Genomic DNA, 12466 nt, shown 5'->3' on the forward strand with positions numbered 1-12466 from the left:
GAGGTGCGACAGCTTGCGTCGCTTGGCAGCGCTAGGTTGGTTGGAGGTTAACCGCCGTGCAGCTGTCGAAGTCGAGATTCACAACCGGGCTCCAGTGCCACCGTCGCTTGTGGTGGACCGTTCACGAGCGCAACGCGCCCGAGCTTCAGATCGATGCGTCGCTTCAGGTCGTGTTCGACCACGGTTCCGACGTGGGCGAGGTTGCGCGCGGCTACATCCCGGGCGGCGTACTCATCGATCTGCCTCACTATGAGGTGAAGCAACGCATCGCCGACACCCGCAAGGCGCTCGAAAGCGGAGCCAGGGTCATCTACGAGGCGTCGTTCAAGGCGGACGACGTCTTCGTCGCCGTGGACATCCTCCATCGGTCGAAGCGCGGCTGGATCGTCACTGAGGTCAAGAGCACCGCGAGCGTGAAGGCCGCCCACATCCCCGACGCCGCCATCCAGACCCACGTGGTTCGCAAAGTCGGGCTCGACGTCGCGCGCACCGAGGTCATGCACCTGAACACCCAGTGCCGTCACCCGAACTTGGCAAACCTGTTCACGCGCGCCGACGTGACCGAGCAGGTCGAGGCCGAGCTACCCGCGATCCCGCGCGAGGTCCGGCGCCAGCTCCGAATGCTCGAGGGCCCGCTGCCTGACGTCGACATCGGCGATCACTGCAACGACCCCTACGACTGCCCGTTCGTGTCCCGGTGCTGGCCCGAGGCGCCGAAGGACCACGTGAGCACGCTCTACAAGATCGGCCGCAAACGGGTCGAGCAGCTCGTCGAGGGCGGCCACGAGTCCATCCACGATTTGCCCGGCGACGTCGAGCTGAGCACCATCGCCGATCGGCAACGCCGCGCCGTGCAGCGCGGAGAGATGGTGGTCGAGCCCGGCCTCGGCGCCGCCTTGGCAGAGCTCGAGGGGCCGCTCGCCTATCTCGACTTCGAGACCGTGTCCCTACCCATCCCGGTCTGGCAGGGGTGCAGTCCGTACGACTCGGTGCCAGTGCAGTTGTCTTGCCACATCGAGAACCCCCGCGGCGCCCTCGACCATCACGAGTGGCTCGCCGATGGGCCTGACGACCCGCGCGAGCCCCTGGCACGAGCGCTCATCCGCGCCCTCCGCGGCGCTCACACCATCGTGGCCTACAACGCCAGCTTCGAGATCGAGCGCATTCGCGAGCTCGCCGATGCCCTACCCCATCTCGCCTCGCCTCTGTCAGACATCGCCGGGCGCGTGCGCGATCTGCTCCCCGTCGTCCGCAACCACGTCTACCACCCTGAATTCGGCGGAGGCTTCGGCTTGAAGCGCGTGCTCCCGGCCCTCGTGCCGGGGCTGAGCCACGCCCAGCTCGAGATCCAGGATGGCGGCGTCGCGACGGCGGAGCTCGAGCGGCTGATGTTCGGTGGCGCGGAGATGTCCCTGGCGGAGCGGGCGAAGCTGAGGGCGGCGCTGCTCGCGTACTGTGAGCTCGACACGTGGGGGTTGGTGAAGATCGTGGAGACGTTGAGGGAGATTGGCCGGCGGCGAGCGCCGGGTATGGACGCCACCAAACACGCGCGGTGAAGTGAGTCCCGCATGGAACCTCTGGACGTGATCTTCGGTCACCTGGACGCTTGGCGGCACCTTCCCGCGTACCAGCTAGAGCGCCGCGTGGATGTCTTCTTCTCGGTCTACTTGCGCGGCCTGGTGGAGGAGCTCACCGGCGTCGCGCTCGAGGACGAGCTCGTTCCAGAGTTGCCGATCAAGCGCGACCTGATCTGGTCCGACCGACCCACCGAGCAGTCCGTCAAGGTCGACTACGCACTCTTTGCGAAGGACCGCAGCCAGGTCTTCTTCGTCGAGTTGAAGACCGACGACGCCTCTCGCCGCGACTCGCAGGACGAGTACCTCGAAGCCGCCAAGCGATTGGGCTTTCGACCCATCGTCGAGGGCATCCACTCGATCATCAAGGCGACGTCGGCGCACCAGAAGTACCACCACCTCAGCGCCGCGCTCGCTCGCCTCGGGTACCTCGAGCTGCCGCCGGACCTGGAAAGGTACCTGTACCCCGCGCCGCGCTCGGGGCTCTCAGCAAAGCTCGCCCAGATCGTTGTCGCACCAATCGATAGCCCGATCGAGGTCATCTACGTTCAGCCGACGGCGACCGGCGGAGATCGCTGCATCGACTTCGATCGCTTCGCCAGCTACGTCGCCCGGTTCGACGACCCGTTTTCGCGGCGGTTTAGCGCGCACCTACAACGGTGGAAGGAAAGCGCGGGGGCGCAAGTGCCGACTGCGGGCTAGCGGGTGGGCGGCTCACGCAGTCGCAGCCGCCGCCCGCGCCCGCATCGTCAACGCGGCGTGCGCGCGCTTCCCAACGCGTGCGGTCAGGACCTTGTTCATGCCGCCACCGATGAGAACGTTTCTGAAAGCACCGGCCCCGGCGCGATGGCCCGAAAGTCGCCACGCTTCGCAGCTGCCAGCCACGGGGCTGCGCGAAAGTGATGAGGGTGAGCTTCGCGGAGGGACGCAACGAGCAGCGAGGTATCGAACGCGACGAGCACTAGAGTCCCGCGAGCTTGCGAATGCGCTCTTCTCGAAGTCGACGATGGTCGAACGCTTCCAACGGCCAATCGCGGGGGGTCTTGGAGCGCGCGATCAGAACTCCGTCCTTTTCGACGAGCTCCACTTCATCGAAGTCCTGGCCATCCAGGCTGTCGGCTGGATCTTCGACCATGACCAAGAGCTTGGCCTTCCCCGCCGGCACCTCCGGTGGCAGAACGACGTTGAGCTCCCGGTTCTCGGGAACCGTGACGTCGATAGTAGCGGCGGTCTTCATTACCCTGTGAGTATCGCACGCGCCGCGAGATGCTACAGGGAGCTGAAGCGCTCAGGCACCGTGGCACCTCTCACTCCCCGCCCCGAAACACCCCCAACCGCGGACGGAGCGAGAGTCCCATCAATCGCTCGCGGTTCCAGACGCTGTCGCCTGGGCGGAAGACGCGGGCGCCGATGCGCACGAGCTTGCACACGACCCCGAAGGCGGAGCGCATGCCGTCGGTCTCGAGCTCTGCCAATTCCCCGCCGCAGGCTCTGAGCACGGCGTCGCTGGGCCAACCCGCGCGGTGCGATCGCTCGCCGGTCTCGGGGTCCATCCACGTGTCTCCTTCGTGCAACTGCGGCGGCAGCGCGACGACGCGCTCGGCCGTCGCGCTGCCCGCCTCGTACCCCTCTGCCAGGTCGTGAAACGCCCGGGCGGCACGCGCGGTCGGCGCGACGACGAACCAGTCCTCGTCGCCATCAGGAGTGGTGCACCAGTACAAGGCGAAGCGCCTCGGCCGGCGCTTGATCGGGTGGGTGGTCATGGCACCCGAACCATCGGGCGGTCGGAGAAACGAGTTGCGCGCCCTTCCGACAATTTCGGCAACTCACCAGCGCGGCGCACCGATGGATGCCGGTAAACACCGTGACCTTGGTCAGGTAGTCTGTGCGAAGGATGGCGGAACCCGGCGACCCGACGGCGGCGGACCCCTTTCGGGGAACCCAATACCGCGCGCTGCGCCAGCTTGGCGCCGGCGGGATGGGCGAAGTGTACGAGGTCGAGCACGAGATCGTCGGCCGACTGTCGGTCGCGAAGGTCCTCCGGTTGGAGCTCGCCAAGGATCCGGCCGTCGCGGATCGAATGCGCGTCGAGGCCCAGGCCCTGGCCGCGCTGTCGCACCGCAACATCGTCAACGTGACGGACTTCGCCCGCACCGCCGACGGCCGTCCCTTCTACGTCATGGAGCAGTTGGACGGCTGCACTCTCGGCGAAGACTACCGGAGCCGCGGCGCCTACCCCGTGGACGAAGCGATCGGCGTCGTCCGTCAGATCCTCGCGGGACTGAGCGCTGCACACGAGCTCGGGCTGGTCCACCGGGACATCAAGCTGGACAACGTCTTCCTGCACGCGACGTCGTCCGGCGAACGGGTCGTGAAGCTACTCGACTTCGGCGTGGCGAAGGTGTTGGCTGGACGCGGCAGTCGCGCACCCGCGCCGCTCACGTTGCCGACGGCGGACGGCGCCATCGTGGGCACGCCACGCTACGTCAGCCCGGAGCAGGTGCTCGCCAAGGGAATCGACCATCGCGCCGACATCTACGCGACCGGCCTCGTGCTCTACACCTTGGTCTGCGGTCGCGGTCCGTTCGATCAGATCAAGCGTCAGGAGGATTTCTTCATCGCGCACCTCGGAGACGATCCGCCCGCACCCTCCGACGTGGCCCGTCAGCCGTTGCCCCACGAGCTCGACGCGGCGATCCTGCGGGCGATCCGCAAGAACCCCGCAGACCGCTTTCAAAGCGCAGCGGAGTTCTCCGCGGCGCTCGAGGCGATCTCGAGCCGACGCACCGCGCGCATGGGCTGGCTCGAGACTACGCCGAGCGACCCCGCGAAGCAGGCGGTCGCACCGCTGGACTCCGACCACACCGCGCCCGACGCTGAGCTCGAGCAGCGGCTCCGTGGCGAGTCCACGACGGCACCCACGCGCGGAGGGCCTCGCGCGTCCACACGGACCGAGGTCATCGAGGTCGCGGGCGCGGCGCCGCAGGCAAGCGCCGAGCTCCCCACGCGCACGGCACGGGGAGCACCGGCGCCCCCGGCAGCGGCAGGTGCGTCGACTGTGCCCAACGCGAACAAGGGCGGGAGCCCCGTGCTCGCGTACTCCAGCGCGGCGTTGGTGGCGGTGGTCGTGTCCGCGCTCGGCCTGTGGCTGGTCGACACCCGCTCCATCGCAGCGCTCGCAGCGGTGCTCTTGGCGAGCATGGCCTGCGCCACGGTCACCGCGCGATTCGTCCCGACTCTCTTGCCGTGATTGTCCGCGCCGGCTCCAGGAGTATCCTCAGAAACCCGAGCCAGCCATGGGGACCCGGAGGGAGATCGAGGGGGGCGACGACCCGTTCCAGGCGGGACAGACCGTCGATGGGCGCTACCGCATCCTGCGCCGCCTCAACGCCGGAGGCGTCGGTGTCGTCTACGAAGCAGAGCACAGCTTCACGGGCCTCAAGGTGGCGCTCAAGGCGCTCCACAATCGCGCCGGCGACCATCCCGAACGCATGCAAGCCGAGGCGAGAACGCTCGCCGAGATGCGTCATCCGAACATCGTTCAGATCACCGACGGCGGCGTAACGGATGGCGTCGTCTGGTTCACCATGGAGCTCTTGCAGGGCTCCTCGCTGAGAGAGCTCCTCAACAAGGAAGGGGCCCTCGACGTCGAGCGCGCGCTCCGCGTCGGAATACAGGTCGCGGAAGGCGTGGCATCCGCGCATGAACAAGGCGTGATCCACCGCGATCTCAAGCCGGAGAACGTGTTCGTGCTTCGGGACGCCAGCGTCAAGGTCCTGGACTTTGGGACGAGCAAGATCACGAACAAGCTCGGTCGCTCCGGGGCGCTCAAGACCACTGACCGGTTTCGCCTGATCGGCACCCAGGCCTACATGCCGCCGGAGCGATTGAAGGCCGAGCGCACCGACGGTCGCGCGGACGTCTACGCGCTCGGCCACATCCTGTACGAGATGATCGCCGGACGGCATTGCTGGAGCGACGGCCCGGGGCCGCTCGACCTGCCCGAGGCGATCGAGCTCGGCATGCGCCAGATCTACGCGCCACCCGCGCCGCTCGCGGAGCACGTGCCAGGGCTCCCCGCCGTGGTCGATCGCATGGTGCTGCGCGCTCTCTCGAAGGACCCCCGGCATCGCCAGCAGTCGATGCGAGAGCTCGCGGCGGAGCTCCAAGCCGCGCTCGCGACGTGCTCCAGCGCGCCCAGGTTCCAGCGGCCGACCGCCCCCAAGGCCGTCGCTTCGCCGCGTGAGCGCGAGTCGTTCGCGACGACGACGGAGGAAACAGCCGTACCGTTCAGTGCTCCGGAGCACCCGAAGGCAGGAGGGCGGAGCGCGACTGCCATCGATGCCGCGCTCATGCGTGGAGCCGTCAGGTTCGCCAGCTCGTCTCCGCAGGCAACGGACGTGGAGCAGGGGCTCCGGGCCATCGCAGCCGCAGCCGGTGACTCGATGATCTGTCGCGATCTCTCGCTGGCGTCTGCCGAGTGCGACGACCGCTCGCGCGCGCCGCTGCGCGCCGCCGTCGCTCGCATCGGCACGGAGCGCGAGGAGTCGCGCGAGCGCCTCATCGGCCGTCTTCAAGCCTTGCTCGCTCAGCGGACACGCGCCGGGAACGCAAACCGCTCACCGTCGCCGCGGACCGACATCGCGCTCGGTGCAGCGCTGCTGCTCGAGCCGGGCACGCGCTCGGACGCCGCGGAGTCCGCGCTCTTCAAGCTCGGTGCCGCGGATGCAGACGTCCAGAGCTTCGCCCTCTCGATCCTCGTGGCGTTCGGGAGGACTCCGGTGGCGATGCACCCAGCCCCGCGCGGAGCGCTGCTCGCCCTCCTGCTCGGCGCAGCCGAGGACTCGGAGCTCGCGCGGTCCGAGCTGGCTGCGTTCGTGCTCAGCGCGGCATCCCTGCAAGACTCGGAGCCGCCGCCGCCACCTGAGCCACGCGAGGCGCGCTCGGCGATGCCCGTCGCGCGCTCGCCGAGCGCAGCCCAAACGCCCACGCCTTCTGGAATCGCCACGCCCCGACCGTCGCCACCCACCCCACCGGCGGCCGCCCCTGCGCCTCCCACGGTGCGCATGGGCTGGGTCCTCGCCATTGCGTTCGTGTGCGCCAGCCTGGTGCTGGTCACGGGGGCTGCGCTCCGAGCGCGGACATCTGGCTCCGCTACATCAACGAGACCGTCCGCCGCCGCTCCGCCGGCAAAGCAATCGGCACCTCCGGCTGATCCAACGACGGACGAGCGCCCGCCGACGCCGGCGAGCGCTGCCGTCCCCTCACCTCCTCCGCCGCCCTCGGCGGACGTCCCGACGGAGTCGCGGAAGGCCCCCGCGGCGTCCGGCCCGCCGTCCGCAGCGGTGACCCCGAGGCCGACGCCTCGCAGCGGGGCTGGGGCCCACAAACTCCCGGGATCTGGGCTCTGAGCGATGGCAAACGAAGAAACCCCGCAACCTGGCCGGCGAGCTGCCGATATTGAAGCCCGATGCTGCACGCCGGCGTCGGGTTCAGCGGCCGCCCGGGACTTGGCCGAATGCTCCAAGGACGGTACGGATCGCGGCCCGTGCGGGTGGTGGTGCGTTCTTCCGGAGGCGGAGGCTTCATGAGCGCGGACTCGAAAGAGCCCCGGCTGCCTCCCGACGTGCCCGTCGAGCTCGCCCCGTCGGAGCGCCGCGACACCCTGCGTGGCGTGGGGGATCCGTTAGCGCCGCCGAGCACGGCGGAGCCCGAGCGCAGACTGCGGCAAGAGGAGTTCACGGTCCCGCCGCAGCTCTGGCGCCGGCCTCCGTCGGGCTGGTTCCGACAGTTTGCGCGGACGCCGGAGGCCGAAGTGCCGACCGCGAGCGACCAAGGACCCCGCGTCGAGGGCGGGCGGCCAGCCGCTCCTCAGGCACGTTGGCTTCCCGTCGCGCTGCTCGCGATCGCAGCGATCGCGCTGTTCGCAGGGTGGCGCCTGCTCCGAACACCCGCGGCAAGCACCACGCCTTCGCCCGTCGCGTCGTCGCCGATGCCCGCGCCTGCGCCCGCTCCCGCTCCCGCGCCGGCCGCGGTCACGAGCCCGGTGCCGACCGCCGCCACTGCGACGGGCTCCGCGGCTCCGGAGGGGTCGTCGGCTCCTTCTGCGCCGAACCGGCCGACGAAGGCGCCAGCTCCCGCGTCCAGCCCGCCTGCAGCCCCCACGCCGAGCGCGAAGCCGCCCACGCCGCCGGATCCGGATCGACCCTTTCTTTGATCGCAATCGTCATGCCGTTCCGCCTGCTTCTTTGTTTGCTCGCCGTCGCGTTCGCGCTGTCGGCCTCCTCCCTCGCGCACGCCCAGGCCACACCGGAAGAGCTCTTCAAGGAAGGTCGTGAAGCGGTACAGAAGAAGGACTGGCAGCGTGCGCGCGACCTCCTCTTGAAGTCGTGGGCACTGAAGAAGAGCTTCGACACCGCGGCGCTGCTCGGCCAGAGCGAGCTCAAGTTGGCGAAGTACCGGGACGCCGCGGAGCACCTGGACTTCGCGCTCCGGAACTTCCCGAACTTGGAACCGACGGCGGACGCGAAGAAGCGCATCGAAGATGGCGCGAGGACCGCGCGCTCGAAGGTGTTCGCGCTGACGATCGAGGTGAGCGTCGCGGACGCCGAAGTGACCATCGACTCGGCGCCGGCCGGGCGTTCGCCCCTGGCGAGCGAGGTCTTCCTCGACCCAGGGAATCACGTCGTGGAGGCCAAGCTGGACGGGCACGAACCCGGCAAGCGCGAGGTCCGAGCGGAGGCAGGGGTCGCGGACACGATCCGACTCGAGCTGGTGAAGCAAACGGGAGCCGCCCCGGCTGCGGCTGCGCCGTCTTCGGCGAGCGAGCCCGGCGGCTCCCCACCGGCCGGTTCGGATACGACGAGCGGGGAGCGTTCGGGAACGAAGACGGCGTTGCTCGTCACTGGTACGGCGCTCACGGTTGTGTCGCTGGGTGTGGGCATCGGCTTTGGCCTCGACTCGCGAGCCGCGTCGAGCGACGCCGACGATCTGAGCAGCAAGCTGGGCACGAACGGCTGCTCCGGCGGAGCCAACGCCGCGGAGTGCTCGAGCCTGAAGGACACGCGCGACAGGGCGAATCGAAACGCGACGATCGCCACCGTTGGATTCATCGGCGCAGGCGTCTTCGGCGCGGCGACAGCCGCAATCTGGTTCGCATGGCCCACGACGAAGCCGAGCCCCGAAAACGCGCGCGCCATTCGAGTTTCACCGTGGCTGGCCGAAAGGGGCGGGCTCTCCGTCCACGGCCAGTTCTGATTCGAGTCACGCAGGGAGGACACGATGCGCTTCACTTCGCTAGCAACCCTTTCGATTCTCGCAGGCATCGGCAGCGCCTTCGCGCTCGGTTGCGGGACGGACGACTCGTGCGAAGGCACCAGCACGTGCGCGGCAAGCACGGGCGGAGCCGCGGGCACGGGCGGAACGGCGGGAACCGGTGGAGCGGGCGGGACCTCGGGGACGGGCGGGACCTCGGGGACAGGCGGGACCGGCGGTGGCGGCGGAGCATCGGGGGGCGGTGGCACCGCGGGGACCGACGCCGGCCAGTGCGACACCACCAAGGCGCCGAGTGCAGAAGCTTGCTTGGTGGATGACAAGTACGCCGTCTTCGTCAACGGCACTGCTTCCGCAACCGGGACGGGTACGAAGGCGAGCCCGTTCAAGACGATCGGGGAAGCGCTCGCGGCGGCGAGCGGCAAGATGATCCTGATCTGCGACACCACCTACGACGAGCAGGTGAAGGTCACGGCCGGCGTGAAGGCCTACGGTGGGTTCTCTTGCACCGACTGGTCCTATGAGACCGGGAAGCGGGCGGTGGTGAAGCCCACGGCGAAGGGGAACGCGCTAGCCATCGATGGCGTGACCGCGCCGGTGTTGCTCGAGGACCTCGAGTTTGCTTCCGCGGACGGCACCGCGGCCGGCGAGAGCAGCGTGGCTGCGATGGTGAATGCTTCCACGGACGTGAAGCTTCATCGCGTGAAGCTCGCCGCCGGGAAGGGCGTGGCGGGCGCGAACGGGGTGGTGACGGCGTACACGTATCCGGCGCAGGGCACTCTGGACGGGAACAACGCAAGCGTGTTGGCGGGTGGCGCGGTCAAGGCGTGCAGCTGCCCGGGCGGCGCCCAGAGCATCGGTGGAGCGGGTGGAAGCGCACCGCCTGCGACAAAAGGAAATGACGGTTTTCCCGCGCTCGGTGCGGGGCAAGGCGGTACACCGGGTAGCTGCGGAAGCACCGGTACGGGCAAGGACGGCGCCCCCGCCCCCGCGGCGGCAGCGGCAGCTGGAGCCTCGACGCTGGGCGCACTCAACACTTCTGGCTGGACTGCTGAGAAGGGTGCCGCCGGAACGGCAGGCGGACCCGGGCAGGGAGGGGGCGGGGGCACCAGTTCCGCGTCGGGCGGCGGTGGAGGTGGAGGCTGCGGCGGTTGCGGCGGAGCAGGCGGTCCCGGTGGTGGTGGCGGCGGAGCGAGCATCGCGTTGATCGCGGTGGACTCCACCATCGCCGTCGACGCGGGCAGCGAGCTCTCGACCGCGGATGCCGGCAACGGCGGAAGCGGTGCTGCGGGACAGGCGGGACAAACAGACGTGGGCGGAGGAGGGTTTCCCGGCTCCCTCGGCTGCATGGGTGGTGCGGGCGCCCCCGGCGGCGCCGGCGGTGCCGGCGGCGGGGGCGCCGGCGGCATCAGCGTCGCCGTTGTCTGGAAAGGCACCGCCGCCCCCACCCTCGATGGCAGCGCGAAGGTAACCCTTGGCAACAAGGGCACCAAGGGTGCCGGTGGCAAGCCCGGCACCAACGATGGCATCGACGGCGTCGCCCAGAACACCCTCGAAGTGAAATGACGAAGCGAGCTCGCGAGAGCGTGTCGGTGTGTCCCCCCCCGCGGCCACAGCCCTGACGCGAACCGGACTTCCGCGTTCAAACAGGGCGTGCACGCGGGACGTACGGCGGCGCATTCTCGCCTGTCAGCTCGCGACACTTCTCCTGGAATTGCTCACGGCGGGGTCCTGGGCGGTTCACGGCCGCGAACACCGCGAGCGCCACGTCCCGACGGCCGGCACGAACGGCGGTCTCGGCTAGCTCGATCACTGGCCGCCAGGCGTCCGGCCCGAAGCGCAGTGCGAGGCCTTCGAACTCGGCGAAGCGCGAGTTGGCCACGAGCAACGTTGCCCACATCGCGTGCGCGGTTGCGAAGGGGCGCTCGAGACCATTGATGAACAGCTCGGCGGTGGTCTCGGAGAAGAGCTGAATCGCGGGTTCGACGTGCGCCGCCTTGATGCTGCGGAGGAAGGGCCGCATGTCGTCCGTCAGCCCATAGTCTTCCCACACTCCGAGCTCGATGCCGTCACGGAGCGCGACCTCGGGATCCAGTCCGGCATCCCACACCTCCGCCACGTAATGCGCGAGCACGTCCTCGAACACGGTGCTCATGTCGGCCATGGAATCGTCGACGTGTTCCATCAGGTCGATGATCCGGGTCATCGTGGCGCGGTCGGCGGCCACCCGGCCGGCTGCCGATTCGGCACGCAGCCGCTCTTCACTCCACGTGCGCTCGACGGTGTGCGCAACCAGCGGTGTGAAGCGCCAACCGTAGTCCCCTTCGGGCCGGCAGAACCGGTCGAAGGCGCGCTCGCACGTCGCCGGATCCACCGGGAACTTGGCCCAATGACCGCGCATCGCGCGATCGCGGAGCAGCTTGCGCGGAGTGTCGATCATGGCCTTCGTCGGCCGCCACGCGCTCTGCTCGATGACCTTATTGCGCGCCTTGCGCAGCAGCGCACGGTCGACGGTGACGCCGTCGAGCACCTCGTCATGCGACACGCCGCCCGCAGTCAGGCGCGTTTCGAGATCGAGCAGGTGGCTGAGCTTCGCCTCCGCGTCGTGACATCGGCGGTGGCCCTCCAGGAGTGCGACCAGCTCGCGCTTTCCGCCGGAGAGGTCGCAGATGACCACCAAGAACCAGAGGTCCCAATGGCAAAGCTCGACCCCGCGAACGACCGCCCACGGTTCCGGACCGTAGATTCGACCGTCGGTCTTCTGGGAACGGCGGGACATGCGAGAACGACGATACACGCGCCGACGAACGGGCTCGGACATTCAAGGTCAGACTCGGGAGACCGGGTCGCGGCCGGCTGTGGACGCATGGAACAACTCCGCCCCATCCTTGCGCCGTGACCCGACGCAGAATCGACATCTATCGCCCCAGAAGCGCAGTTTCACTTTCGTCTACGGCGTCCTCCAAGTCGTCGCCTCGATCGGTCGCGGACTCGTGGTCGAGCGCGCGGAGCACGTCGTCATCGTACTCGATGATCATGTCTTCCTTGGATTCCGCGTACCCCAGCGGTGCCTCGCCGCGCGCGTAGCCAATGGCGCGGTACCCGCGCAAGCGCTTCTCGAACATGCGCAGCAGCATCGGGACGTCGCGGTCGACATAATCGAAGATCTGCACATCGCGCTTGCCTGGATGCAGTCGGTGCAGCCGCCCCGTGTACTGTATGAGGGTGCCCTTCCACGACACCGGAAGCGCGAGAAACAGCGTGTCGAGCCGAGCGTCATCGAACCCCTCCCCGATGTAGCGCCCGGTCGCGAGCAGAAGCCGCTCCCGGTCCGATGGGACGGCATCGAGCTGCGCCCGCACCTCGCGGTTTGCCTTCGCGCCCATGCCTCCTTGAAGCACGATGAGGTTTCGCGCGACGCGCTCGAGTCGTTGCGCGAAGTACTCGAGGTGATCCTTGCGTTCAGTGAGCAGGATCGGCGATCGCCCCTGTTCGAGCGCGCGGACGACGTCGTTCAAGATCATGGCGTCGCGATCGATGTAGCCGACGAACGCGTAGCCGGGTCGGCGGTCGAGCTCAGCTTCCAGGGAACGCTCACTGGCGTTCAAGAATTAGCGGCA

At 68.8% G+C, this 12466-nt stretch carries 10 protein-coding genes and 1 pseudogene; 5 read left to right on the forward strand and 6 right to left on the reverse strand.

What is annotated here, in order from left to right; genetic code table 11:
• The first annotated feature begins 56 nt into the window (after positions 1 to 56).
• Both HS104_27145 and HS104_27150 read left to right on the forward strand, forming a co-directional pair.
• Positions 57 to 1556 (forward strand): DUF2779 domain-containing protein, encoded by a 1500-nt coding sequence (locus HS104_27145; GenBank protein ID MBE7483643.1) that lies wholly within the window; start codon positions 57 to 59, stop codon positions 1554 to 1556.
• A 12-nt stretch (positions 1557 to 1568) separates the two neighbouring features.
• Positions 1569 to 2276: a hypothetical protein gene (locus HS104_27150; GenBank protein MBE7483644.1), complete on the forward strand. Its 708-nt coding sequence runs from the start codon at positions 1569 to 1571 to the stop codon at positions 2274 to 2276.
• 259 nt (positions 2277 to 2535) lie between these two features.
• On the opposite strand, the gene HS104_27155 is transcribed toward HS104_27150, so the two are convergent.
• A complete protein-coding gene (locus HS104_27155; GenBank protein MBE7483645.1) occupies positions 2536 to 2811 on the reverse strand; it encodes a hypothetical protein in 276 nt (91 codons plus the stop codon).
• A gap of 70 nt (positions 2812 to 2881) precedes the next feature.
• Entirely contained in the window at positions 2882 to 3337 is a 456-nt protein-coding gene (locus HS104_27160) for a hypothetical protein (protein ID MBE7483646.1), read from the reverse strand.
• A 131-nt stretch (positions 3338 to 3468) separates the two neighbouring features.
• Here HS104_27160 and HS104_27165 point away from each other — a divergent pair, with 131 nt between their 5' ends.
• Both HS104_27165 and HS104_27170 read left to right on the forward strand, forming a co-directional pair.
• The gene (locus tag HS104_27165) at positions 3469 to 4824 is read left to right on the forward strand and encodes a serine/threonine protein kinase (protein ID MBE7483647.1); all 1356 of its coding nucleotides are present in this window, start codon (positions 3469 to 3471) and stop codon (positions 4822 to 4824) included.
• A gap of 46 nt (positions 4825 to 4870) precedes the next feature.
• Positions 4871 to 6985 (forward strand): serine/threonine protein kinase, encoded by a 2115-nt coding sequence (locus HS104_27170; protein ID MBE7483648.1) that lies wholly within the window; start codon positions 4871 to 4873, stop codon positions 6983 to 6985.
• A 460-nt stretch (positions 6986 to 7445) separates the two neighbouring features.
• Here HS104_27170 and HS104_27175 read toward each other — a convergent pair whose 3' ends face one another.
• Positions 7446 to 7760 carry a hypothetical protein gene (locus HS104_27175; GenBank protein ID MBE7483649.1) on the reverse strand — a complete coding sequence of 105 codons (315 nt, stop codon included), beginning with the start codon at positions 7758 to 7760 and terminating at the stop codon, positions 7446 to 7448.
• Positions 7761 to 7802: 42 nt separating this feature from the next.
• On the opposite strand from HS104_27175, the gene HS104_27180 reads away from it, so the two are divergent.
• Complete coding sequence (locus HS104_27180) at positions 7803 to 8831, forward strand: PEGA domain-containing protein (protein MBE7483650.1); 1029 nt, start codon at positions 7803 to 7805, stop codon at positions 8829 to 8831.
• A 1328-nt stretch (positions 8832 to 10159) separates the two neighbouring features.
• On the opposite strand, the pseudogene HS104_27185 reads toward HS104_27180, so the two are convergent.
• The 3 genes and pseudogenes from HS104_27185 to HS104_27195 all read right to left on the reverse strand — a co-directional run bounded on the left by HS104_27185 (position 10160) and on the right by HS104_27195 (position 12454).
• Positions 10160 to 10252, reverse strand: a pseudogene (locus HS104_27185) (RNA-binding protein).
• Positions 10253 to 10488: 236 nt separating this feature from the next.
• Positions 10489 to 11625, reverse strand: coding sequence for a hypothetical protein (locus tag HS104_27190; protein MBE7483651.1), 1137 nt, complete (start codon positions 11623 to 11625; stop codon positions 10489 to 10491).
• 139 nt (positions 11626 to 11764) lie between these two features.
• Positions 11765 to 12454, reverse strand: coding sequence for a hypothetical protein (locus tag HS104_27195; protein MBE7483652.1), 690 nt, complete (start codon positions 12452 to 12454; stop codon positions 11765 to 11767).
• Between the last annotated feature and the right edge of the window lie 12 nt (positions 12455 to 12466).

This window comes from Polyangiaceae bacterium, from assembly GCA_015075635.1.
Lineage (GTDB): Bacteria > Myxococcota_A > Polyangia > Polyangiales > Polyangiaceae > JADJKB01.

Bases quoted from the DNA above. Each gene is read 5' to 3' on its own strand.
- HS104_27155 (MBE7483645.1), bottom strand. From the start codon at position 2,811: ATGAAGACCGCCGCTACTATCGACGTCACGGTTCCCGAGAACCGGGAG.
- HS104_27165 (MBE7483647.1), top strand. From the start codon at position 3,469: ATGGCGGAACCCGGCGACCCGACGGCGGCGGACCCCTTTCGGGGAACC.
- HS104_27180 (MBE7483650.1), top strand. From the start codon at position 7,803: ATGCCGTTCCGCCTGCTTCTTTGTTTGCTCGCCGTCGCGTTCGCGCTG.
- HS104_27190 (MBE7483651.1), bottom strand. From the start codon at position 11,625: ATGTCCCGCCGTTCCCAGAAGACCGACGGTCGAATCTACGGTCCGGAA.
- HS104_27150 (MBE7483644.1), top strand. From the start codon at position 1,569: ATGGAACCTCTGGACGTGATCTTCGGTCACCTGGACGCTTGGCGGCAC.
- HS104_27160 (MBE7483646.1), bottom strand. From the start codon at position 3,337: ATGACCACCCACCCGATCAAGCGCCGGCCGAGGCGCTTCGCCTTGTAC.
- HS104_27170 (MBE7483648.1), top strand. From the start codon at position 4,871: ATGGGGACCCGGAGGGAGATCGAGGGGGGCGACGACCCGTTCCAGGCG.